This window comes from Janthinobacterium sp. SUN033, from assembly GCF_030397595.1.
Lineage (GTDB): Bacteria > Pseudomonadota > Gammaproteobacteria > Burkholderiales > Burkholderiaceae_D > Janthinobacterium > Janthinobacterium kumbetense.
On record NZ_JAPQNV010000006.1, the window covers coordinates 36,688 to 59,118 of the forward strand.

General features: G+C 55.0%; 22 protein-coding genes, 1 tRNA gene and 1 pseudogene. 9 read left to right on the forward strand and 15 right to left on the reverse strand.

All coding sequences use genetic code 11. The features are described 5' to 3' along the window. Nucleotides 1-121 precede the first annotated feature (121 nt). From OX460_RS23465 to OX460_RS23490, 6 genes and pseudogenes are all read left to right on the forward strand, one after another. Nucleotides 122-1,465, forward strand: coding sequence for a hypothetical protein (locus OX460_RS23465; RefSeq protein WP_289900100.1), 1,344 nt, complete (start codon nt 122-124; stop codon nt 1,463-1,465). Nucleotides 1,466-1,469: 4 nt separating this feature from the next. Continuing rightward, on the forward strand, nt 1,470-2,456 hold the full coding sequence (locus OX460_RS23470; RefSeq protein WP_289900101.1) for a glycosyltransferase family 1 protein: 987 nt from the start codon (nt 1,470-1,472) through the stop codon (nt 2,454-2,456). Between the two features lie 84 nt (nt 2,457-2,540). Further along, nucleotides 2,541-3,122, forward strand: a complete 582-nt coding sequence (locus tag OX460_RS23475) for an SIS domain-containing protein (protein ID WP_077408748.1) — start codon at nt 2,541-2,543, stop codon at nt 3,120-3,122. A gap of 14 nt (nt 3,123-3,136) precedes the next feature. Beyond that, nucleotides 3,137-3,317 (forward strand): annotated as a pseudogene (locus OX460_RS23480) (D-glycero-beta-D-manno-heptose-7-phosphate kinase); the annotation flags it as partial. Nucleotides 3,318-3,369: 52 nt separating this feature from the next. Further along, nucleotides 3,370-3,585 (forward strand): adenylyltransferase/cytidyltransferase family protein, encoded by a 216-nt coding sequence (locus OX460_RS23485; RefSeq protein ID WP_289900102.1) that lies wholly within the window; start codon nt 3,370-3,372, stop codon nt 3,583-3,585. A 47-nt stretch (nt 3,586-3,632) separates the two neighbouring features. Next, the gene (locus OX460_RS23490; RefSeq protein WP_289900103.1) at nt 3,633-3,860 is read left to right on the forward strand and encodes a hypothetical protein; all 228 of its coding nucleotides are present in this window, start codon (nt 3,633-3,635) and stop codon (nt 3,858-3,860) included. Between the two features lie 223 nt (nt 3,861-4,083). On the opposite strand, the gene OX460_RS23495 is transcribed toward OX460_RS23490, so the two are convergent. From OX460_RS23495 to OX460_RS23540, 10 genes are all read right to left on the reverse strand, one after another. Beyond that, nucleotides 4,084-5,181, reverse strand: a complete 1,098-nt coding sequence (locus OX460_RS23495; protein WP_251350077.1) for a glycosyltransferase family 9 protein — start codon at nt 5,179-5,181, stop codon at nt 4,084-4,086. 122 nt (nt 5,182-5,303) lie between these two features. Beyond that, nucleotides 5,304-6,392 (reverse strand): acyltransferase, encoded by a 1,089-nt coding sequence (locus OX460_RS23500; RefSeq protein ID WP_251350078.1) that lies wholly within the window; start codon nt 6,390-6,392, stop codon nt 5,304-5,306. A gap of 360 nt (nt 6,393-6,752) precedes the next feature. Further along, a complete protein-coding gene (rfbD, locus tag OX460_RS23505; protein WP_251350079.1) occupies nt 6,753-7,625 on the reverse strand; it encodes a dTDP-4-dehydrorhamnose reductase in 873 nt (290 codons plus the stop codon). Nucleotides 7,626-7,666: 41 nt separating this feature from the next. Then, nucleotides 7,667-8,212 (reverse strand): dTDP-4-dehydrorhamnose 3,5-epimerase, encoded by a 546-nt coding sequence (gene rfbC, locus OX460_RS23510; RefSeq protein ID WP_099666301.1) that lies wholly within the window; start codon nt 8,210-8,212, stop codon nt 7,667-7,669. Nucleotides 8,213-8,236: 24 nt separating this feature from the next. Further along, a complete protein-coding gene (gene rfbA, locus OX460_RS23515) occupies nt 8,237-9,130 on the reverse strand; it encodes a glucose-1-phosphate thymidylyltransferase RfbA (protein ID WP_251350080.1) in 894 nt (297 codons plus the stop codon). After that, the gene (gene rfbB, locus OX460_RS23520; protein ID WP_099666303.1) at nt 9,130-10,209 is read right to left on the reverse strand and encodes a dTDP-glucose 4,6-dehydratase; all 1,080 of its coding nucleotides are present in this window, start codon (nt 10,207-10,209) and stop codon (nt 9,130-9,132) included. Before rfbB ends, rfbA begins: the two co-directional genes overlap by 1 nt. Before the next feature lie 91 nt (nt 10,210-10,300). Next, nucleotides 10,301-11,764, reverse strand: a complete 1,464-nt coding sequence (wbaP, locus tag OX460_RS23525; RefSeq protein WP_099666304.1) for an undecaprenyl-phosphate galactose phosphotransferase WbaP — start codon at nt 11,762-11,764, stop codon at nt 10,301-10,303. A 77-nt stretch (nt 11,765-11,841) separates the two neighbouring features. After that, nucleotides 11,842-13,260: a mannose-1-phosphate guanylyltransferase/mannose-6-phosphate isomerase gene (locus tag OX460_RS23530; RefSeq protein WP_289900104.1), complete on the reverse strand. Its 1,419-nt coding sequence runs from the start codon at nt 13,258-13,260 to the stop codon at nt 11,842-11,844. A gap of 152 nt (nt 13,261-13,412) precedes the next feature. Beyond that, complete coding sequence (locus tag OX460_RS23535) at nt 13,413-13,769, reverse strand: diacylglycerol kinase (protein ID WP_289900105.1); 357 nt, start codon at nt 13,767-13,769, stop codon at nt 13,413-13,415. A 235-nt stretch (nt 13,770-14,004) separates the two neighbouring features. Then, on the reverse strand, nt 14,005-14,259 hold the full coding sequence (locus tag OX460_RS23540) for a hypothetical protein (RefSeq protein WP_251350084.1): 255 nt from the start codon (nt 14,257-14,259) through the stop codon (nt 14,005-14,007). 300 nt (nt 14,260-14,559) lie between these two features. Between OX460_RS23540 and OX460_RS23545 the strand changes: the two genes are divergently transcribed. The 3 genes from OX460_RS23545 to galE all read left to right on the forward strand — a co-directional run bounded on the left by OX460_RS23545 (nt 14,560) and on the right by galE (nt 16,576). After that, nucleotides 14,560-14,633: transfer RNA gene (locus OX460_RS23545), tRNA-Gly, on the forward strand. A gap of 92 nt (nt 14,634-14,725) precedes the next feature. Then, nucleotides 14,726-15,406, forward strand: a complete 681-nt coding sequence (trmB, locus tag OX460_RS23550) for a tRNA (guanosine(46)-N7)-methyltransferase TrmB (RefSeq protein ID WP_099394995.1) — start codon at nt 14,726-14,728, stop codon at nt 15,404-15,406. Nucleotides 15,407-15,556: 150 nt separating this feature from the next. After that, nucleotides 15,557-16,576 carry a UDP-glucose 4-epimerase GalE gene (gene galE / locus OX460_RS23555; RefSeq protein ID WP_289900106.1) on the forward strand — a complete coding sequence of 340 codons (1,020 nt, stop codon included), beginning with the start codon at nt 15,557-15,559 and terminating at the stop codon, nt 16,574-16,576. 176 nt (nt 16,577-16,752) lie between these two features. Here galE and OX460_RS23560 read toward each other — a convergent pair whose 3' ends face one another. From OX460_RS23560 to OX460_RS23580, 5 genes are all read right to left on the reverse strand, one after another. Further along, entirely contained in the window at nt 16,753-18,039 is a 1,287-nt protein-coding gene (locus OX460_RS23560) for a Glu/Leu/Phe/Val dehydrogenase (RefSeq protein ID WP_034785857.1), read from the reverse strand. Nucleotides 18,040-18,201: 162 nt separating this feature from the next. Next, entirely contained in the window at nt 18,202-19,179 is a 978-nt protein-coding gene (locus OX460_RS23565; RefSeq protein ID WP_289900107.1) for a LysR family transcriptional regulator, read from the reverse strand. Nucleotides 19,180-19,223: 44 nt separating this feature from the next. Next, nucleotides 19,224-19,718: a hypothetical protein gene (locus tag OX460_RS23570; RefSeq protein ID WP_289900108.1), complete on the reverse strand. Its 495-nt coding sequence runs from the start codon at nt 19,716-19,718 to the stop codon at nt 19,224-19,226. Next, on the reverse strand, nt 19,718-21,541 hold the full coding sequence (gene recQ / locus OX460_RS23575) for a DNA helicase RecQ (RefSeq protein WP_287775263.1): 1,824 nt from the start codon (nt 21,539-21,541) through the stop codon (nt 19,718-19,720). The genes OX460_RS23570 and recQ overlap by 1 nt, the downstream gene beginning before the upstream one ends. Nucleotides 21,542-21,547: 6 nt before the next feature. Next, complete coding sequence (locus tag OX460_RS23580) at nt 21,548-22,393, reverse strand: undecaprenyl-diphosphate phosphatase (protein WP_099666310.1); 846 nt, start codon at nt 22,391-22,393, stop codon at nt 21,548-21,550. Nucleotides 22,394-22,431 lie beyond the last annotated feature (38 nt).

Here is a 22,431-nt window from a genome sequence, read left to right on the forward strand (position 1 = left end):
GAATTCACTGAGAGCATTGTCATGCCAAAATGACTGTGATGTATCTCATGATAGTCGGCGACATTGTCAACAGCACTTCTTTCAGATTTATTTTTAGTTGTATTAGCATTTGGCAAAATAGATGAAAAATTATTTTTTGCTTGAGAAAAATAATCAAATGGGGTTGATGCAGGGTCTGTTTATTGCAGCAGCTTTTACATCCTCATTCGATATTTTTTTAATTATAAATCTTGGTCTAAATTTCAGAATTTCACAAATATTTTTGCTATTTCCTATTTGTATAGTGATGGCGAGCATGCTTGAGAAGAAATTTACTGTGCCATTGGGACTGAAGTGGCTGTGTTTATGGGCAGTATTTATTTTATTGTTTATTCCCAATGGAAGTTTCCCTGAGCGGAGTATTGGATATTTTGCCTGGCTAATTATCAATATTGCCACTATTTTCGCATGCGTCCAGATTTTTTCCAGTAAGGAAAAGGTGAGGCTGCTGATGAGATGGTATATTTATTCTTTTGTTGCCATTGCATTATATGGGGTGCTGCAGTTTATTTCTCCATTGATTGGCCTTGGTAGTTTTTTACTGGTTCAACAATGGTGGATTCCTGGTGTTTTGGCTAGGATCAATGGATTCTCATATGAACCATCTTTCTATGCCACTTATCTGTTAATGGGCTGGGTTGTTTGCGCATATTTTATGGAAGTTAAGAATACATTATTTTCCAGAAGAGTTTTGAAATTTTGCTTCTTAACAATTACCCTTTCAATAGTCCTAAGTTCTTCGCGAATGGGACTGCTGATGATAATTCTTTGGTATTTACAGCACCCTGTACGTTTCTTCGTGAAACTCGCATGCGGAAAAGTGGATCGAAAACTGGCGAAAATCGTATTATTCATGAGCGCCCTATTGATTTGCCTGGTGTCAGCTATCGTATATGTGATTGGCCTCGACAATATTGCTTTTTTGTTTCAAGGTGTTGGGTTATTTGGCGGATCTTCTCACTCGGTCAATGATCGTGAGAATGGATTGCGTGATACTTTAACGCTGTTTCTTAATAATCCGATTATTGGCACAAGTTTGGGAGGGATTGCTCCTGGAATTGCCAAGTTACACGGAGTAACCAGTCTCGATTTTGAAACTGTCAAATTATACGAGGGTAATGCAGTATTTGCAGAAGTTTTAGCTGCCAGCGGATTTTTTGGATTCATTCCCTTCATGATTTATATCTTCATGATCGTTGTCGAACCCATGCGCCTAGCCAGAAAATTGCCGCCTGAGCAGGCACAGATTTTGACAGGTCTGGGTCTGGCACTGCTGTTTGAGTTTTTGATATTACAATTTAATCAAAACATTTTACGTCAATATTTATGGATACATATCTCAGTAATGGCAGCCGTTTATGCAGTATTCAAACGCCAAAACTTGTCTGTAATAATTCTTGATAACCAAAATTCTTTGAAGGTATAGTATTTTGAAATTTTTCTATGACGCCCGCTGGATTGGGGATCATGGCATTGGCCGGGTTGCTCGCGTATTGGACAATGCGCTGAAATTTCCCCATCTGGAGGTGGAGGGCTCGCCCTCAGCACCGTTTGACGCGTTGCGTTTGTGGTTGGCAACATTGAAGCGTATTCCAAAAGGGAGCGGTTTATTCAGTCCAGGTTATAACGCACCGCTGTTTTTTTCGCGCCGCTTTGTGTTCACGATTCATGACCTAAATCATATTGATCGCACAGAAAATAGCAGTTGGCTGAAGACATTGTATTACACCATAATTATGCGTCGCGCTTGCCATAATGCTTCGGCAGTATTAACCGTCTCTGATTTTTCCCGGCAACGAATTATCGATTGGTCAGGCATTAACCCTTCCCGGGTAATTAATGTCGGCAATGGAGTCGATCCATCATACAACGTTAATGTTGCACCGTATAGTCCTGGCTTTTCTTATCTGTTGAGTGTAAGCAATCGAAAACCACATAAGAATGAGCCACGCATATTGCAGGCATTTGCATTGTCCAATATTGATCCAGCAATTCGCCTGGTATTTACGGGGAAGCCGACTGAGGAATTACTGCTTCAGGCGAAGACGCTGGGAATTTCTGAACGACTGGTATTTGCCGGACGGATTGAGGAAAGCGAATTGCCTGGACTTTATCGCGGAGCGCTAGGACTGGTTTTCCCGTCTCTCTACGAAGGATTTGGTTTACCTGTGATTGAGGCCATGTCATGTGGTATTCCGGTTTTGACGTCGAATACCACTTCATTGCCGGAGGTAGCGGGCGATGCCGCATTGCTGGTAGATCCGGATTCGGTCGATTCTATCGCCAAAGGTATTTATACCTTGTGTAATGATACCGACATGCGTGGAGCCCTGTGCACCAAGGGCTTGCTCCAGGCCAGAAAATTTTCTTGGGACGAAACAATCCGCAAGGTACAGGCAGCCTTGGCTAGCGTATGAAAAACTTTGGCTGTTAATGATTGCATGTCAATAATTAGAGCAAGTTAATGGCTTATTTGAAATTTCTTTATTTAAAGGTGTTTAATGAGTATTGCCCTGATCAGAAATTCCTTGCTGGAAGCACAGTCAGCTCTCAGTGACTTGCTCAACAATGAAGTGGTGCTTGCAAATGTAGACCGGGCGGCGAATCTGATCGTTGAATCGTTGCGCAATGACGGTAAGGTGCTTTCCTGTGGTAACGGTGGATCGATGTGCGATGCAATTCATTTTGCTGAAGAACTATCCGGCCGCTACAGGAAAAACCGCAAGGCGCTGGCGGCTATGTCCATCAGTGATCCAGCCCACATTACTTGTGTGGCGAATGATTATGGCTATGACTACGTGTTCTCGCGTTTTATCGAAGGTCATGGTCGTAAAGGAGACGTCGTGTTGGCAATCAGTACCAGCGGTACCAGCCCGAGCATTTTGAACGCGGTCAAAGCCGCCCAAGACAAGGGCATGATCGTGGTTGGCCTGACAGGGCGTGCTGGTAGCGCTCTTGACGTCATGGCAGACGTCAGTATTTGCACGAAGGCCGGCCAGTTTGCAGATCGTGTTCAAGAACTGCATATTAAAATGTTACATATCATTATTGAACTTATTGAGGAAAAGCTGGGTTTGTCCTGATTGTTAGGGAATTTATGTCGAATGATGGGAATGCTTGTTTGCAATTGAATGGTGCGCGGGTGCTGGTAAAGGGGCGATTTAATGCTGGATCGTTACTGGTTTGGCAGTACGGGCCGCATATCATCAGAGGCGCCAGTGCCACTGGTTAATATTGCCAAGGACGACTTGCGTCCGGGCGGTGCAGCCAATGTTGCAGTGAGGGAAGTTCGGTACCGCGACTGTGACGTCACTGGAACTTGAGCGTGTCATGCATCTATCTGGTGGTGAGCCCTCGTTGGTGTTGCGGGAAGGGGACTTATTACAACGGGTACTCGAAGCAAAGGCGGCGGGAAAACGCATTGTATTTACCAATGGCTGCTTCGATATTCTGCATGTTGGGCATGTCCGCTATCTGGCCGCTGCAAAGTTGTTGGGCGACTTGTTAGTAGTGGCTGTCAATGACGATGCATCGGTTAAACGCTGAAGGGTGACGCACGCCCTGTTAATCATTGCTCTGACCGGATGCAAGTCTTGGCGGGGTTGAAAAGCGTCGACTGGGTGGCCCAATTTTCGGAGAGTACACCCGAGCGTTTGATCAATCTGTTGGTGCCCGACATCTTGCTCAAGGGCGGTGATTATGTTCCTGAAAAAATCGTTGGCTATGATACGGTTAAAAATGCAGGTGGCAAAGTTATCGCGCTGGAATTCCATAATGGATATTCGACGACAAAGATACTTGACCGTTCCAAATTGACGTGAGTCTGGTAACTCTCCGCTATTGACGCACCTTCCTTGCATTCTAGGGGCCGGCTGCAGCGCTACTGGCTGCTATTCTTACGGCAGCAAGCCTGACCTATGTGTTCAAGACAGGAAGTGAAGTGTTGCTACCTGTGCTTCACTTCACTTCACTTCACTTCACTTCACTTCACTTCACTTCACTTCACATCACATCACATCGCTGGCATGCACATGGTTGACCTGATCAGTTGCTTGCTGTCCAGCAAAGCAGTTCACGGCTGGCATTTATGACGTCACTGTCGTCGATGCCGCTCATGTAATCGGTTTCAAGAGTGTATTCAAAGCCCAGATTCAAGGTCCCTGCACCTTTGCTTTTGCTGACGACTGAGCGAGTACGTGGTCCGACAGGCCCCCAACGTCTAGGGTCCGTCGGGCCGTGCAGGCCAACAGTTGGCACTCCCATTGCCGCCCCCACATGCATGATGCCTGTATTGACGCTGACCAACAGCGCAGCTTGCTGTAACAACGATAGTGTGTTGCTGAAAGATGTCCCCGCGTGACTGATAAATCGCGGGCGCAGTGACGCCGGCAGGGTTGCTAGAAAAGCTTCGCAGCCGGAAATGTCTTCTCGTCCCCCAGTCAAGACGAACGAGTAATTTCCCAGTAATAGCAATTCGTTCGCAAGAGTGTGCCATTTTTCGGCCGGCCATTCTTTCAGATGACTCTGGGTGCCACTTGGCCACATATGGAAGACGATGGTGTTTCCACCTTCTTTCCAAGAGTGCTGTAATTGCTGCGGCAAATTTGCAGCATTCAGGCCAATCACTCCAAGCAGGTCGCGATAGTTCTCCAGTTCATGCTGGTCATTACGGTGAAGTACGGGGATGTCTTGCATGAAGTGGCGATATTGCTGCGATGTGTTGAAGCCAATCCGTATTTTTGCACGCGACAGTGCTGCGAGTAGAGCACTGATACGTGGCCACGAGTCGAAGTCAATAAAAATGTCGATTTGATGGGAGCGTATGATTTTGACGCAGGCGAAAGGATTGGTCAGCGGTAGCTTGACGATCTGGTCGGCGCCCGATAACAGCTTGGCAAACTCAAAATTTGAGGCGCCGGTGAACAGAACAATTTTCATATCTGGATTGGCGACACGTAGATCGGTGATGGCTGCGGATAGCAACACGGTATCGCCAATGGCTGCTGTTTTCAGCAATGCAACCGAATTGATTAACTTTGGCACTTGCCTGGTGCGAAATAAACGCAAGGGGGTCAGAGCGAGTAATAGGACAGGCCCGAGATATTTGTCAAAAAATTTCAGTTTTGTATTTCCGCGTTCCATGAGAATTCAATATAGTAAACGTAAGATTAAAAGAGTGAGGGGCTGTTGCAATGAATATAGGAAAATGAAGAATTACATTGTTGCGGTGCTGTTTGTGTCGTTTGTTTTTGAATGATGATTAATTACCTGCCGCCAGTAATTGCGGCAGTAAATTTTGGGAATGTTTTTATTAGTATTTTATGTAGAGCTATGGATGTGATGATGGTAATGATTGCCGAGAAAAAATAGATAAAAATAATTGATGAGTTATGTTCTGGCTGGATTAGTTTGTACGATATTTTTTTGAATACAGTAAGTGTCGGTTCATGCATGGCATATAAAAAGAAACTGGTGGATCCAAGAGCAATAAGCATTTTTTTCAGACGGGGAAGGGCCAACGCCGGTTGCGTCAAATACAAGATGATCGGTATCCCGAGAATAATGCCGGTCTTGTGCATGTATTGATAACTTGGTGCTTCCGGGAATAATGCATTGGCGATGATCAGAAGAGTATAAATTATTAGCGTTGGCGTTAGAAATTTTGAGATTGGCTGGTCAAGCAAGAAGATGCTTTGTGAATAGATGCCGAAATAACAGCCAAGTACGAAAAAGAATGCTGATTCAGAACTGTTTTCTCCAATATTCAAAAACCACAGAACAAATAGTGCTCCAAGCACAGTTTTTGGCAGCCATTTGAGGGAGAAATGTATCAATGGTGTCAATAGAGCCAATATCATCAGATCTCGGATGAACCAAAATTGATAGGAAATAGGATATCTGGTAAGCCCGAAGATTGCATTGAGGTAGTCGAAGAAACTATAATTGGCAATTAATATTTTATTGCCGGAGAAGTATGACAGTGTTGCCGGAACTGACTGTGCGAGAAAAAAAATCAGTAACGTCAAAATGTTCCAGAAAAGAAATGGAAACAATAGTGTACGGGTGCGGGAGATGATTTTCTTGACGTAGCTTTCGGTTGACCATTGTGTGTCATGAAAGAATAAATAGCCTGAGACGAGAAAAAAAAGGGGGACGGCGCAACGTGCAATTTCCTGTGAAATAAGAGATTGAATGAAATCGCTAATATGATTCTTCTCACTTGCTCCAGTGGCGATCCCGGAAAACATCAATGTGGCGCCATACACATGAATGAAAACGACGCCGACAATCAAAGGGAAACGCAATAGTTGTAGTCTCAAAGATTGTTCATTGCTTAGGGATTTTTTTATCATGGAAAATGAAGTTAATTATTAATTTTTGAGACGGAAAAATCACGAGAGGGAGATGATAAAAAAATGAATGGGCCAATACGGGGGAGATAGCAACTTCACGGTCCTCTGTATTGGCTGACCTGGCGATTACGCCCATGTATCGCCAGATCGTTGCTGCCGACGCGCGTTCTGGCGCAAACTCATTTGAGTCATGCACTACGCCGTAGTGCTCGTTAGCATTGCTCAATGTGAAAAGATTGCTGTCAGCGTGTGTTAAGACACATCCCGAGCACGTGGCTCCGAGATGTCGTCGCTGCTTGAGCTACCTCCGTGGGCCGCGCGGACTTTGCACTGAGTATGCAAAACGGAGTTGGCTCGAGCTCAATCCTGGCACAGTTTCAGCGCATCTTGCCACTGCGGCAAACTACAGAAGGTATTGATAAGACGCTGCGACGATAGTACTGAATTGTTCGGCCGCTTTGCCGGTACCGGATAGTCGCGCGCCAGAATCGGTTTCACGCGGGGTTTTTTCTGAACCGACGTATGTGCCATGATCGCTTCGGTAAAGCCAAACCAGCTTGTCTTTCCTTGGGCCGTCAAATGGTACAGGCCCGAACGTTCTTCCCACCATCCTTGTCGGTCAGCCGTGGCCAGGCTTTGCGCCACGATATGCGCCGTGGTATCGGCAATGGTGCGGCTCCATGTCGGCGCGCCGAACTGGTCGGAAACGATACTCAGTTCGTCACGTTCCTGGGCCAGACGGAGCATGGTCAGCAGAAAGTTCTTGCCGTGCGTACTGTAAACCCAGCTGGTGCGCAGGATCAGATGCGGGATGCCGGTCGCCTGGATCGCCTTTTCGCCGGCCAGCTTGCTGCTGCCATACACATTCACGGGGCAGGTCGGATCGGTTTCGACGTAGGCACCGTCTTTCGACCCGTCAAAGACGTAATCGGTGCTGTAATGGATCATCGCAGCGCCCAGTTTCTTTGCTTCTTCCGCCATGACACCCGGCGCTTCGCCATTGATTCGCAGCGCCAGTTCCGGTTCACTTTCAGCCTTGTCGACCGCCGTATAGGCTGCCGGGTTGACGATCAGCGTCGGCTTGATGCGGCGGATGACGTCGCGCACCTGGTCCAGGTCAGCCAGGTCCATCTGGCTGCGGTCCACCGCGATGATCTCGCCCAGGCCCTGCAGGCTGCGTTCTAGTTCGTAACCGACCTGGCCGGTTTTTCCTGTGATTAAAATACGGCTCATGAAATAGTTTTGTTCCAGTGTGTCAGATTGGTCGGTAACGGTCAGGCAAAAACGTCGGCATTGGCCAGCAAGGTACCGACTTTATCTTTGCCAGACAGCAGTGGTTCGCCATCGAGCGGCCAGTCGATACCGATGGCTGGATCGTTCCACAGGAGGCTGCGTTCGAACTCCGGTGCCCAGTAGTCGGTCGTCTTGTACAGGAACTCGGCGCTGTCGCTGGTGACCACAAAACCGTGGGCAAAGCCTTCTGGTATCCACAACTGGCGTTTATTGGCCGCTGATAAGGTCACGCCTATCCAGTGGCCAAACGTCGGCGAGCTTTTGCGCAGGTCGACGGCGACGTCGAAGACTTCGCCAGCGGTCACACGCACCAGCTTGCCTTGCGGTTGCTGGATCTGGTAGTGCAGGCCGCGCAACACGCCCTTGGCCGACTTGGAATGATTGTCCTGCACGAAATCGCGCGTGACGCCGGTCAGTTCGGCAAAGCGCTTCTGATTGAAGCTTTCGTAGAAAAAGCCCCGGTCATCGCCGAACACGGTGGGTTCAAGGATCAGGACGTCCGGTATGGCGGTGGTTTGAATTTGCATGGTGTGAAATGAGCCGTTCAGGCTTTAGTATATTTTTTCTTCGAGCAAGCGCAGCAGGTATTGACCGTAAGCGTTCTTTTTCAAGGGTTGTGCCAATGCTTCGAGCGTGGCTGCATCGATGTAGCCACGGCGGTAGGCGATTTCTTCAGGGCAAGCAACTTTCAAGCCCTGACGGTTCTCGATGGTGGCGATGAATTGGCCCGCTTCGAGCAGGGATTCATGCGTGCCGGTGTCGAGCCAGGCCATGCCGCGGCCCATCAGTTCTACGTTCAACTGCCCGCGCTCCAGATAAGTACGGTTGACATCCGTGATTTCCAACTCGCCACGTGGTGACGGGGCGATGCCGGCGGCGATATCGCACACCTGGCTGTCGTAGAAATACAGGCCGGTGACGGCGTAGTTCGATTTTGGCTTGAGCGGCTTTTCTTCAATGCTGATGGCCCGGCGTTGTGCATCGAAATCGACGACGCCATAGCGTTCCGGATCGGTGACATGATAGGCAAACACGGTCGAGCCGCTGGTGCGCGCCGAGGCCTCGCGCAACTGCGATTCAAAGTCGTGACCGTAATAGATGTTGTCACCCAGAATCAGCGCCGATGGTGCATCGCCGACAAACTCTTTGCCGATGATGAACGCCTGTGCCAGGCCATCCGGGCTGGGCTGCACGGCATAGGTCAGGCTGATACCCCACTGGCTGCCATCGCCCAGCAACTCCTGGAAGCGCGGCGTATCTTGTGGCGTGGAAATGATCAGGATATCGCGTATGCCGGCCAGCATCAGGGTGGTCAGCGGATAGTAGATCATCGGCTTGTCGTATACGGGCAGCAGTTGCTTCGAGACGGCCATGGTGACAGGGTACAGGCGCGTGCCGGAACCGCCAGCCAGGATGATGCCCTTGCGTTCGATGGGGGTTGCCATTATTGCTGCTCCTTGGCCGTGTCGCGTGCCGCGTAGTTTTTCTCTACCCACTTGAGGTAGTCACCCGACTGGACATCGCGTACCCAGGCCTGGTTGTCCAGGTACCATTGAACGGTCTTGCGGATGCCGGTGGCGAAGGTTTCGGCTGGCTTCCAGCCCAGTTCGCGCTCGATCTTGCGTGCGTCGATGGCATAGCGACGGTCGTGCCCAGGGCGATCCTGTACATAGGTGATTTGTTCGCGATAGCTGCCGGACGCCTTGGGATCGAGCGTATCGAGGATGTCGCACAAGGTATGCACGACTTCCAGATTGGCCATTTCATTCCAGCCGCCCACGTTGTACACCTCGCCCAGACGACCTGCTTCCAGGACGCGGCGAATCGCCGAGCAGTGGTCGCCCACGTACAGCCAGTCGCGCACTTGCATGCCATCGCCATAGATAGGCAAGGCCTTGCCGGCGCGGGCGTTGCTGATGATGAGCGGAATCAGTTTTTCCGGGAAATGGAAGGAGCCATAGTTGTTCGAACAGTTGGTCGTCAGCACGGGCATGCCATACGTATGGAAATACGCACGCACCAGATGATCGGACGCCGCTTTCGATGCCGAGTAGGGGCTGTTTGGCGCATACGGCGTCGTTTCCGTGAATGGCGGATCATTCGGTCCCAGGGTGCCATACACTTCGTCGGTCGAGACGTGCAGGAAGCGGAATCCGTCCTTGGCTTCGCCCGTCAAGCCGCTCCAATAGGCGCGTGCCGCTTCCAGCAGGCTGAAGGTACCGTTGACGTTGGTCGAAATGAATTCGCCGGGGCTATGGATCGAGCGATCGACATGGCTCTCTGCGGCAAAATGCACGATGGCGCGTGGCTGGTGTTCTGCCAGCAGGCGCGAGATGTGAGCGGTATCGCAAATATCGCCACGCACAAAGATATGCCGCGGGTCTTGCTCCAGGCTGGCCAGATTGCTGAGATTGCCAGCATAGGTCAGTTTGTCAAAATTGATCACGGGCTCATCGTTGAGCGCCAGCCAGTCGCGTACAAAGTTGGAGCCGATGAAGCCGGCGCCGCCAGTCACTAAAATCATGTTGTTATCCTTTTTTACTTGAACATCGTCACGATGCTTCACTCTTCTATTTCCGAAATGAAATTATTTGAAATTTTATTTGATCATGTAGTTAATACGCGCCATCTTTCTTGAAAATGACTTTAACCGTTTTCAGTAGAATAACAATGTCATTGAATAAAGACCAGTTCTTGACATACCATGCATCCAGATAAACGCGCGTATCATAGCTGACGTCGTTCCTGCCGCTGACTTGCCATAGACCCGTGACGCCGGGTTTCGCTTCCAGGTAATAGTCTACTTGGGGGCCATAACGCTCCAGTTCCGCATCAACAACCGGGCGCGGCCCGACCAGGCTCATTTCGCCTTTCAGTACGTTCCATAGCTGCGGCAATTCATCAAGACTGGTCCGGCGCAGGAAGTGGCCGATCGAGGTGATGCGAGGGTCGTTCTTCAGTTTGAAATCACGGTCCCACTCGGCACGGGCTTCAGGGTCGCGCTCCAGCAATTCTTTCAGCAAGACGTCTGCATTGACGGCCATGGTACGGAATTTGTAGCAGAGAAAATGCTTGCCATTCTGCCCCACACGTTTGTGGCCGTAGAAGATGGGGCGGCCAGAGGCCATGACCTTGGCGGCGATCCACAGCAGGATGGGCGCCCCGACGACCATCACGGCGATCGCCGTCGTCAGATCAAAGCAGCGCTTGATCATTTGTAAACCTGGCCGTGCCAGGTTGTTGCGCATGGTCAGCAGCAGCACCTCATGTGTAAAGAAATGGTTGACCTCCATGCCATACAGGGGCAGGCCGCGTACGGCAGGTACCACTTGCATATTGGCAACGCAACGGCTGACTTGCTGGATCATGCCCTGATAGGCATCGATGCCGCCTTGCTCCAGAGCGACAACTGCATGCGGATCACCCAGCAGCTTGAGCGTTTCTTCAGGATTGACACCAAGCGGAATGCACGGCACCGCCTGTTTGCTGCGGTTCACGTAGTGTTGCTCCAGGCGGCCTTGGCCTTCGGGGATCAGGAAGGCAATCAGGCGATAGCCCATTAATGCTTCCTCATCGAAGGCCCGCGCTGTTTGCAAGGCATTGTCACCCCATCCGATGATGACCATGGGGCGTATCCAGCCGCCAGCTTTCATCAGCAGGTATTTGACCATGCCGCGCAGCAGCAGGACACAGCATGGCACCAGCAGCCAGGTGGCCAACAGTGCCTCGCGCGAAGAGTCGCGCTTGTCGAGGAAGACCAGGGCCGCGTCGATCAGGCCCATGACCATGGCGATCTTCAGCAGTTCCTTGATTTCATTCGAGTACGGGCGGCGTTTGGCATGATGGCCCTTCAGCTTGAAGATCGCCACAGTGACCACGGATAGCAGGCTGTAACTGAGCAGGCGTGAGCTATCCAAGCCCCAGTTGTTCAAATCGCCGCCATCGAGGGTCCATGTGCCGGCGAGCCAGAATGCCGTGAACATGGCTAACGCATCGGCAAAGGTGAGGAAATATTTTTCTACCCTGCTGCTGCAATACCATTTTATTTCTTGTACAAAGATGCCTTCGATTGGTTTCATGATGACTTGCTAAACCTTATAAACTTCGGTGTAAATTCTTGTGGTGCCGTATGCATGGTGCTTACGTATCTGCTCGGTCAAGTGCGGCCGTAGCGGTCTTCAAAGCGGACAATGTCGTCTTCCCCAAGGTAGCTACCCGATTGAATTTCAATCAATTCCAGCGGCAGCTTGCCCGGGTTGGCCAGCGAGTGGACGACGCCGAGGGGAATATAGGTAGACTGGTTTTCGGTCAGCAAATATTCCTTGTCGCCATTCGTGATCTGGGCAGTGCCGGAGACCACGATCCAGTGCTCGGCGCGGTGGTGATGCATTTGCAATGACAGCTTGGCGCCAGGCTTGACGGTGATCCGCTTGACCTGGAAGCGCTCGCCATTGCCGATGGAATCATAGGAACCCCACGGACGGAAGACTTCACGGTGCATGGTGGCCTCGGGGCGCTGCCTGTCGACCAATTGCGCGACCATGGTTTTCGTTTGTTGTGCCTGATCCGCATCCATGACCAGCACGGCATCGGCGGTTTCCACGATGACGGTATTGCGCATGCCAATGGCGGTGACCAGGCGGCTAGTGCTGTGTACCAGGCAATCGTTGCAATCCTGGATCAGTACATCGCCCTGGGTGCTATTCTGGCTGGCATCCTTTTCCGCCACGCCGAGTACGGCTTTCCAGGAACCGATATCATTCCAGCCTGCATCGAGGGCGACGGTCGAAGCATGGCTGGTGCGCTCCATGACGGCGTAGTCCACGGCGATATCGGGACTGGCGGCGTAGGCATCCTTGTCCAGGCGAATGAAGTCGAGGTCGCTTTTCGCGGCGCTGATGGCAGCGCGGCAAGCTGCCAGAACAGCGGGTTGGAAGCACGCCAACTCTTCCAGGTAGCGGCTGGCGCGGAACAGGAACATACCGCTGTTCCAGAAGTAGTCGCCGCTGGCGACATATTGTTCCGCGAGCGTCAGGGCCGGCTTTTCCACGAATTCAAGCACGCGTTGGACTTGCCCGCTTGCAGCGCCCTCGACGCGAATATAGCCGTATCCTGTCTCTGGTCCCGTTGGCGTGATGCCGAACGTCAGCAACTGACCTGCCTCTGCTGCAGTACGCGCCAGCGCGACGGCGCGATGGAAGGCCGGGGCGTCCAGAATGACGTGGTCCGAAGGCAGCACCAGCAGGAGCGGATCCTCACCACTGTCCATCGCATGCAAGGCTGCCGAGGCGATTGCTGGAGCCGTATTGCGGCGCATGGGTTCAAGCAGCATGCGGCTATTTTCCAGACCGATCTCACGCACTTGCTCTGCGACAACAAAACGCGAGGATTCGTTGCATACCAGCAGTGCTGGCGACACGGTGTCTATGCCTGCCAGGCGCTGCAGCGTTTGTTGCAGCATGCTGCCCTGAGTGGACAAGCGCAGAAACTGTTTCGGGAATACCTCGCGCGAAAGCGGCCATAAACGTGTGCCGGAACCACCACAAAGAATTACCGGTACGAGGGGAATAGTCATTTATGCTTCAATGTAAATGTAATTATTGCCAATGAGAGCAATATTTTTAATAAATTACAGGAATCTTTGTATTTTCTCCGGACTCCATGGAGCCTGAGAGACACGCACTTTGGCGCGTCCTGTATTGTAGTTTGCTGCCCCGGTATTTCTGCTTAGCACGCAACGTTTTCAAGCAAAAAAGCAACAAACACGCATAGGGCACTGATACTGAGAATGAGCACGGCTCCTGCGGCGCAGTCCTTGACGATCTTGATGCTGGGATGGAGGGCCGGATGAATGTGATCAATCAGATTTTCGAGAGCGGTGTTGAAGAGCTCCGCCGCGAGGACCATGCCACAGTTGAGCAATAACAAAGCCCACCAGATCATCGCTGGCCGGTACCAGGCAAGTACAAGCAATACCAAGAGGGCGGCAAGGCATTGCAGCCGAAAGCTCGATTCCATGCGGAAGGCGGCACCCAAGCCTTGAAGGGCAAATTCCATGCGTTTATGGAGAGGCTGGTTTTTCATTAACTATGCATGATTGGTCAGGGCGTTTCATGTTCCTGACGGCTGCGGCTCTTGGCGCGGGCATTATTGAAGAAAAATAAAAAGCCCGTTTTCAAGAAATGAAAAAGGGCTTTTATCGAGGAAGTGGCGCTGCGTATGACAAAGCCAGCTTCTCGTGAGACCAGGCCAGCGTCTCGCGATTTGACGTCAGGTCGCGGGCTTGGTCTTGTCTGTTTCAGCCAAAGGCGTCGACAGATTATTTGGCGTGGCTTGGGGTCGTGTGCGCGGTGGTCGAGTCCGAGCTAGCTGCACCGGCCACAACGGCAACTGCGGCGCCGATTGCGATCAGGGCGCTCGTGCTCAGGCCGGCAACAGTGGCGCCGGCAGCGGCGCCAGCAGCAGCACCACCAGCTGGTGCCGCTGCGACTGGTACAGGAGCTGGAGCCGATTGAGCCATGGCTTGTGCGGAAGCGAAGCACAGGATTGCCGAAGCGATCAGAATTTTCTTCATGGGATATCCTTTTAGGTTGAACAGCGGGAATGCTAAACTGTCACATGATTGTAGCAACATTTCTCTTGCTAGTCTGCGCCGTACAGGCTACGGCGACAATAATTTGGTGTATTTTAGCCGCATAGCAGATCATTCACCGCGTCTGGCTGTTCGCGTTGTTGTTCTCCATCAACAAAAATGATGCCATGCCGATGCATCTTCACATGTTTTTTTATAAAGCATGGCGAGAATTCCCGGGGAATCCGAAAGCGCCGCACAAGTTTGCCAAGTCCTCGTCATCCCGCGTAAAATGCAGGCTTCGCGGGTGTAGCTCAATGGTAGAGCAGAAGCTTCCCAAGCTTACGACGAGGGTTCGATTCCCTTCACCCGCTCCATTTTTCGCTGGCGCCTGGCTTGATGCGGCGCAGCCACTTATTTCTCCATTCCCATGTCTTCTGATACCCCAGCAAACGGCCCGGCGCGGCCTATGATGTACGATCCGACCGAACACCGCATCCGCAGTTTCGTGACCCGCGCGGGACGGCTTTCCGTGGCGCAGGCGCGCGCGCTCGAGACACTGGGCCCGCAGTTTCTGTTGCCTTTCGCCAAAGAACCGATGGATTTCGAGCAGGTGTTTGGCCGTAAGGCGCCCGTGATCCTGGAAATCGGTTTTGGCATGGGCGCGACGACTGCGCATATCGCCAAAGCCATGCCGGAGAAGGATTTCATTGGTGTTGAAGTGCATACGCCCGGTGTCGGCAGCCTGTTGAAGCTGATCGGCGAAGAATCGCTGACGAATCTGCGCCTGCTGCAGCACGATGCGGTGGAAGTGCTGACGCACATGATTCCGGCCAATTCGCTGGCCGGTATCCACGTCTTTTTCCCTGATCCATGGCACAAGGCGCGCCACAACAAGCGCCGCCTGATCCAGTCTCCATTCGTCAAGCAATTGACCGATCGCCTGGCGCCGGGCGGCTATCTGCATTGCGCCACCGATTGGGAAGATTACGCAGTGCAAATGCTGGAAGTGCTGGGCGCCGAGCCGCAGTTGCACAATAGCGCCGACGGCTATGCGCCGCAACCGGCGTATCGTCCCCTGACCAAGTTTGAAAACCGTGGCTTGAAGCTGGGCCATGGCGTGTGGGATCTGGTGTTCATCAAGAAATAACCTGGCGGTTTGCCCACCTGTGCCGTTTGCACGAGAACAAGCCTGCCGCAGCGACGCCGCAGGCTTTTTTTAATGCGCGCGCTATCGTGCGCTGGCTAGGCAAGGTGGGCGAATTACGGTAGTCTTATCTTTTTTGCATTGATTGATATTATGTCCAAGAAAATACTCGTGACCGGCGCATCCGGTTTCATCGGTTCGCATACCTGTGTCGAATTGCTGGCTGCCGGCTTTGATGTCGTTGCAGTGGATAATTTGTGCAATAGCGCGCGCGAAGCGATGGCGCGCGTGGAGCGCATCTCCGGCAAAAGCGTGCCCTTCTATGCAGCAGACGTGCGCGACCGCGCGGCCATGGCCGCCGTCCTGCGCGAGCACGCCATCGATGCCGTGATCCATTTCGCAGGCTTGAAGGCGGTGGGCGAATCCGTGGCGCAGCCGCTGATGTATATGGACAACAATGTAACGGGCACCGTGGCCTTGCTGGAAGTGCTGGCGGCGGCGAATGTGAAGCGTTTTGTATTCAGCTCGTCGGCCACCGTGTATGGCGACCCGGAAGCCTTGCCGATCCTGGAAGCGTCGCGCCTGTCCGTCACCAACCCCTACGGCCGCTCGAAGCTGATGGTCGAGCAGATCCTGGCCGATCTCGTGCATGCCGATGCACAATGGCAAGTCGGCGTGCTGCGTTACTTTAATCCGGTCGGCGCGCATGCCAGCGGCTTGATCGGCGAAGATCCAGCCGGCATTCCGAACAACCTGATGCCCTTCATCGCCCAGGTGGCCGTGGGCCGCCGGGAGCGCCTGGCCGTGTTCGGTAACGACTACGATACGCCGGATGGCACGGGTGTGCGCGACTATATCCACGTGGTCGACCTGGCGCTGGGCCATGTGGCCGCATTGAACCGCCTGTTTTCCACCGAGGGCGGCTTTACCGTCAACCTGGGCACGGGCCACGGCTACAGCGTGCTCGACACCGTGCGCGCCTTCGAGGCGGCCAGCGGTCGCAAGGTCCCGTACGACATCGTGCCGCGCCGCCCCGGCGACATCGCCAGCTGCTACGCCTCGGCCGACAAGGCGAAAGAATTGCTGGGCTGGCAGGCGCAGAAAAATATCGACGACATGTGCCGCGACCACTGGCGCTGGCAGCACCAGAACCCGCAAGGCTACGCGGCGTAAAAAAATCCGCCAGATACAAAAAATCCCGCTCACACGTCAGTGTGGCGGGATTTTTTTAGAGCGCCATCAACCCAATGGCGCCTGAAAAATGTCTGGGGCTAGGCGCAAAGCCGAAGACAGTACGCAAGTACGGCGAGGCGAAGCAACAACGCCCCAGGCATTTTCTCAGGCAGCCATTATGGATACAGGCCGCGCACTTCGCGAGCTTGCAGGACGCGGGTGCATGCCAGGATGAAGGTCGCGGTACGCATCGACACTTTCTTCTCTTGCGACACTTGCCATACTGCGTCGAACGCTTCGCGCATGATGCGGGTCAGGCGGCTGTTGATTTCTTCTTCCGTCCAGAAGAAGCTCGAGAAGTTCTGCGCCCACTCGAAGTAGCTGACGGTCACGCCGCCGGCGTTGGCCAGCACGTCCGGCACGATCAGCACGCCACGGTCGGTCAGGATGTCGTCCGCTGCCGGCAGGGTCGGGCCATTGGCGCCTTCCAGGATGATCTTGGCGCGGATGACTTGTGCGCGTTCGGCCGTGATTTGCTGTTCCAGCGCGGCCGGGATCAGGATGTCGCAATCGATGCCCCAGAAATCTTCGCGCGGCACGAATGCCTCGGCGCCCGGGAAGCCTTCGACGCTGCCCACTTCGGCCACGTGTGCCAGCAGTTGCGGGATGTTCAAGCCGCCAGCGTGCACGACGGTGGTCTTGTGGTCTTGTACCGCCACCACTTTCGAGCCGGCTTCAGCGAACATGCGTGCAGCGACGCCGCCCACGTTGCCGAAACCTTGCACGATGACTTTCGCGCCTTCGAGCGACATGCCGACCTTGGCGGCCGCATCGCAACCGACGACGAACACGCCGCGGCCCGTCGCATCGCGGCGGCCCAGGCTGCCGCCCAGCGAGATTGGCTTGCCCGTCACCACGCCGGTCGACATATTGCCGCCGATCATGGCGTAGCTGTCCATCATCCACGCCATGACTTGTTCATTCGTGTTGACGTCCGGCGCCGGGATATCCTTGTTCGGTCCGATGATCATGCTGATCTCGCTCGTGTAGCGGCGGGTCAGGCGTTGCAGTTCGTTGCGTGACAGGGTCTTCGGATCGACACGGATACCGCCCTTGGCGCCGCCGTATGGCACGTTGACGGCGGCATTCTTGACCGTCATCCAGGCCGACAGGGCCATCACTTCCGACAACGTCACGTCCTGGTGGAAGCGCACGCCGCCCTTGCCCGGGCCGCGCGACAGGTTGTGCTGCACGCGGTAGCCTTCGTAGTGGGCAATGGTGCCGTCATCGCGCTCGATAGGCACGTCGACCGTCAGGATGCGCTTTGGACGCTTCAGCGTTTCCACCCAGCGCGACAGGTTGCCCAGGTACGGCGTAACGCGGTCGATCTGCTCGAGGTAGACGCCCCATGGGCCAAGGTCTTCAGGATTCAGGTAGGAAGGAAGTGCGTGCTTGCTGGTCATGCTTGATAAGCTCCTGGACAATACGAATACGTTAGAGGCACAGCCGATATGCAGCTGCGCGCAGCGGAACCGCATCGTAGGCGATAGCCTCATGCCCCGGCCAATGCTTTGTGCGCATCCGGTTATGCATTTATTGCATAGTTGTGTTGCCAGGATTGCCAGTCAGGACTGGGTGGCCTCGGTGGCGCGTTTGCGGCGCTTGCCCATGCGCGCCTTGCCATCCTGCGACTGCACCAGGTATTGCCACAGGCTTTCGACGATCTGCTTGCCGGGACGCAGGCTCGATGGGCGTTCCCGGTACAAACGGATTTCCAGCTCGATTTCCCAGCCTGGCGCGCCGCCGTCGGCGCGCGCCAGGTGTTTGTACTTGACGTCGCGCATGACGGCCGATTCGGGCAGGAAGGCGATGCCGCGGCCTTCCAGCGTCATCATCTTCAAGCCTTCGGCCATGTCCGTTTCGTAGCAGGTTTCCAGGAACAGCGGTGCCTTGGCGTCGGCCACCAGCAATTCCACCATGCGTCCCAGGTAGGCGTTGCTGGTGTAGGAGAGGAAGGGCAGCGGCTCCTTGGCGCTGCCGGGCAGGACGAAGTCCGGCACCTTGTCCTGGCCGCAGCGCGCATAGGCGCGCAGGGTTTCGCGGCCCATCACCAGCATGTCGTAGCGGCCCGGGTCCAGCTGCACCGGCTGGCGCGGATGGTGATAGCACAGCAGCAGGTCACAGCCGCCGTCGACCAGCTGCAGCACGGCGTCGTGCACGTTCAGGGCCATCAGGCGGCTGTTGATCGGCGCAAAACCTTCTTCCAGGGCCGTCAGCCACTTCGGCATGAAGGTCAGTGAGAGGGTGTGGGGCACGGCGAAATCGACGCTCGTCTGCGTGGCGGCCCGCTTGCCGCGCAACAGCGCGCGCACGCCGTTGATCTGCCCCAGCATTTCCAGTGCCTGCTCGTAGAACACGGCGCCGGCCGGCGTCAGGCGCGTGGGGTAGGAGGTGCGGTCGACCAGGTCGATGCCGAGCCAGTTTTCCAGCGACTGGATGCGCCGCGAGAAGGCCGGCTGAGTGACGTGGCGCAGGGCCGCGGAACGGCTGAAGTTATGCGTTTCAGCGAGCGAAATGAAGTCTTCCAGCCATTTGGTTTCCATCGCGGCAGCGTTCTCTTATCAAGGACAAGGGCAAAGTGAAGTGCTCAGGGCGTAGCGGGTGATGCCGCCGGCTGGTACAGCGATGCCGGCAGGCCGAAGAAGGATGGCGGACCCAGGGTCGTGCCGTCGAGCGAGCCGCCCGCATTCAAGCCCTTGTTGATGGCCGACAGCAAGGAGCTGCGGTTGGCCAGGTTTTGTATCAGCGCGCGCGGGCCGTTGTGGAAGGTGTGCTGGGCGATATCCGCGGCGACGACAAAGATCGGCTCGCGGCGCATGGGAAACTCCACCCATTCGCCGTCCTCGTCCTGGGCGCAGAACGTATGGGGCAGGGTCATGTTTTCGGCGCCGGGAAGGTGCGACGCCAGCACCAGGCCGAAGGCTTCCGGCACCACGTCGGCCAGGCGGCGCACGGTGAGATCGTCCTGCACCAGTAACCGTACTTGCGCTTCCACCTCGTCTTCGGCGTCGGGCTGGGCGCCGAGAATTTTCACGGCCTGATAGATCAGGTCGGACGAGAGTGCTTCCATCAAATCTTCCATCAAATCATCTCCAGTATCATGGCGACGATTTCGTCGCCGTACGAGGCCAGTTTTTTCTCGCCGACGCCGCTCACGCCGCGCATCTGCTCGAGCGAGGTGGGTTTGGCCTTGGCGATTTCGCGCAGGGTGGCATCGACAAAAATGACGTAGGCCGGCACGTTGTGCGTGCGCGCCGTCTCCACGCGCCACCAGCGCAGCTTGTCGAAAATCGCCTGCTCGCTGGTGGACAGATCCGTCTCGACATAACCCTTCGCCACACTGGTGCTGCGTTTGCTGGTTTTCACCGGTTTCTGGTACTGGCGCAGCTGCACCTTCTGGCCGCCCTTGAGCACGGGGCGCGAGGCATCCGTCAGTTTCAGCGAGCTGTATTGTTCATGGTCGACCGAGACGAGGCCCAGCGCGATGGCCTGGCGCAGAATCGATTTCCATTCCGCTTCGCCCAGGTCCGAGCCGATGCCGAAGACGGACAGCGAGTCGTGGTGCCAGGTCTTGATGCGCTCCGATTCCACGCCGCGCAGCACGTCGATCACGTGGCCGCCGGCGAAGCGCTGGTCGACGCGGTAGATGGCCGACAGCAGTTTTTGCACGGGCACGGTGCCGTCGAACGAGATTGGCGGCACCAGGCAGGTGTCGCAATTGCCGCACGGCGAAGCCGGTTCGCCGAAGTATTCGAGCAATCGCATGCGGCGGCAGCTGAGCGTTTCGCACAGGCCCAGCATGGCGTCGAGTTTGACGCCCAGCACGCGCTTGAAGGTGTCGTCCGCCTCCGATTCGTCGATCATGCGCCGCTGCAGCACCACGTCCTGCAAGCCGTACGCCATCCACGCGTTGGCGGCCATGCCGTCGCGGCCCGCGCGCCCCGTTTCCTGGTAATAGCCCTCGATGCTTTTCGGTAGATCCAGGTGGGCGACGAAACGCACGTCGGGCTTGTCGATGCCCATGCCGAAGGCGATGGTGGCGACCATGACGATGTTTTCTTCGCGCAGGAAGCGCGCCTGGTTGGCGCTGCGCTTCGCGTACTCCATGCCGGCGTGATAGGGCAGGGCGCGGATGCCGCTCTGGTTCAGAAATTCCGCCGTCTCCTCGACTTTTTTACGCGACAGGCAGTAGACGATGCCGCAGTCGCCCGCGTGTTCCGTGTTGATGAAGTCGAGCAGCTGCTTGCGGCCATTCGCCTTTTCCACGATCTGGTAGCGGATGTTCGGGCGGTCGAAGGACGAGACGAACTGGCGCGCGTCTTCCAGCTGCAAACGCAGCGCGATTTCGGCGCGCGTCTGCGGGTCGGCGGTGGCTGTGAGCGCAATGCGCGGCACGTCCGGAAACTGCTCGTGCAGCACCGACAGCTTGATGTATTCGGGGCGGAAGTCGTGGCCCCACTGGGCCACGCAATGCGCCTCGTCGATGGCGAACAGCGAGATCTTCGACGCCTGGAACAGGTCCAGGCAACGCTGCGTCATCAGGCGTTCTGGCGCCACGTAGACGACGTCGATGCCGCCCGTGCGCACCAGGCGCTCGATGCGGCTCGCTTCCTCGTAGGTTTGCGTGGAATTGAGGAAGGCGGCGCGCACGCCGACTTCCTCCAGCGCGTCCACCTGGTCCTGCATCAGCGCGATCAATGGCGAGACGACGACGCCGACGCCGTCGCGCAGCAGGGCGGGAATCTGGTAGCACAGGGATTTGCCGCCGCCCGTGGGCATCAGCACCAGCGCGTCGCCGCCATGGCTGACGTGGTCGACGATGTCGGCTTGCTGGCCGCGGAAGGCCGGGTAGCCGAAAACGGTTTGCAGCAGGTGCAGCGCGCGCTGGTTAAGATCTTGATTCATAGTGCCTTATTCTGCCCAAACAACCCAGCCGTAGTGGGCGCTGGCCAACACCAGCAAGCCGAACACAATGCGGTACCAGGCAAAAAACGTGAAGTCGTGCGAGCTGATGTAGCGCAGCAGCCAGCGCACGCACAGGAAGGCGGAAATGAAGGCGGCCACGGTGCCCAGGCCGAACAGGGGCACGTCGGTGGCCGACAGGATGTCGCGCGCTTTGTACAGCGAGTAGAAGGTGGCCGCGAACAAGGTCGGGATGGCCAGGAAGAACGAGAATTCGGTGGCTGTCTTGCGCGACAGGCCCAGCAGCATGCCGCCGATGATGGTCGAGCCGGAACGGCTGGTGCCCGGAATCAGCGCGAATGCCTGCGCGCAGCCCACCTTCAGGGCGTCGAACGGCGTCATTTCATCGACCGAGTTGACGCGCACGGTGACGGGGTTGGTGCGCGCGCGGCGCTCCACCAGCAAGATGATGATGCCACCGATGATGAAGGCCATGGCGACCGGTACTGGCTTGAATAGCGCATGCTTGATCATCTTGCCGATGGCCAGGCCGATGACGGCCAGCGGAATGAAGGCGATGGCCACGTTCAGCACGAATTTGCGCGACTTGACTTCGGTGCTGAAGGTGGACAGCACGCTGCCGATGCGCTGGCGGTATTCCCAGCACACGGCCAGGATGGCGCCGGCCTGGATGGCGATCTCGAAGACATCCATGACTTCTTTCGAGACATCCTTGGTAAAGTCGAGCAGGCTGCCGGCCAGGATCAGATGTCCCGTGGAGGAAATCGGCAAGAATTCGGTAAAACCTTCGACCAGCCCCATGATGATGGCTTTTAACGCAAGAATGAGATCCATAGATGTATAAAAGGGTATAAGTACGGGTATAAGTGACA

Excerpts from the sequence above, each read along its gene's own strand:
- OX460_RS23465 (WP_289900100.1), top strand. The coding sequence starts at position 122 with ATGAAAAATTATTTTTTGCTTGAGAAAAATAATCAAATGGGGTTGATG.
- OX460_RS23475 (WP_077408748.1), top strand. The coding sequence starts at position 2,541 with ATGAGTATTGCCCTGATCAGAAATTCCTTGCTGGAAGCACAGTCAGCT.
- OX460_RS23485 (WP_289900102.1), top strand. The coding sequence starts at position 3,370 with ATGCATCTATCTGGTGGTGAGCCCTCGTTGGTGTTGCGGGAAGGGGAC.
- OX460_RS23495 (WP_251350077.1), bottom strand. The coding sequence starts at position 5,181 with ATGGAACGCGGAAATACAAAACTGAAATTTTTTGACAAATATCTCGGG.
- OX460_RS23500 (WP_251350078.1), bottom strand. The coding sequence starts at position 6,392 with ATGATAAAAAAATCCCTAAGCAATGAACAATCTTTGAGACTACAACTA.
- rfbD (WP_251350079.1), bottom strand. The coding sequence starts at position 7,625 with ATGAGCCGTATTTTAATCACAGGAAAAACCGGCCAGGTCGGTTACGAA.
- rfbC (WP_099666301.1), bottom strand. The coding sequence starts at position 8,212 with ATGCAAATTCAAACCACCGCCATACCGGACGTCCTGATCCTTGAACCC.
- rfbA (WP_251350080.1), bottom strand. The coding sequence starts at position 9,130 with ATGGCAACCCCCATCGAACGCAAGGGCATCATCCTGGCTGGCGGTTCC.
- rfbB (WP_099666303.1), bottom strand. The coding sequence starts at position 10,209 with ATGATTTTAGTGACTGGCGGCGCCGGCTTCATCGGCTCCAACTTTGTA.
- wbaP (WP_099666304.1), bottom strand. The coding sequence starts at position 11,764 with ATGAAACCAATCGAAGGCATCTTTGTACAAGAAATAAAATGGTATTGC.
- OX460_RS23530 (WP_289900104.1), bottom strand. The coding sequence starts at position 13,260 with ATGACTATTCCCCTCGTACCGGTAATTCTTTGTGGTGGTTCCGGCACA.
- OX460_RS23535 (WP_289900105.1), bottom strand. The coding sequence starts at position 13,769 with ATGAAAAACCAGCCTCTCCATAAACGCATGGAATTTGCCCTTCAAGGC.
- OX460_RS23540 (WP_251350084.1), bottom strand. The coding sequence starts at position 14,259 with ATGAAGAAAATTCTGATCGCTTCGGCAATCCTGTGCTTCGCTTCCGCA.
- trmB (WP_099394995.1), top strand. The coding sequence starts at position 14,726 with ATGATGTACGATCCGACCGAACACCGCATCCGCAGTTTCGTGACCCGC.
- galE (WP_289900106.1), top strand. The coding sequence starts at position 15,557 with ATGTCCAAGAAAATACTCGTGACCGGCGCATCCGGTTTCATCGGTTCG.
- OX460_RS23560 (WP_034785857.1), bottom strand. The coding sequence starts at position 18,039 with ATGACCAGCAAGCACGCACTTCCTTCCTACCTGAATCCTGAAGACCTT.
- OX460_RS23565 (WP_289900107.1), bottom strand. The coding sequence starts at position 19,179 with ATGGAAACCAAATGGCTGGAAGACTTCATTTCGCTCGCTGAAACGCAT.
- OX460_RS23570 (WP_289900108.1), bottom strand. The coding sequence starts at position 19,718 with ATGGAAGATTTGATGGAAGCACTCTCGTCCGACCTGATCTATCAGGCC.
- recQ (WP_287775263.1), bottom strand. The coding sequence starts at position 21,541 with ATGAATCAAGATCTTAACCAGCGCGCGCTGCACCTGCTGCAAACCGTT.
- OX460_RS23580 (WP_099666310.1), bottom strand. The coding sequence starts at position 22,393 with ATGGATCTCATTCTTGCGTTAAAAGCCATCATCATGGGGCTGGTCGAA.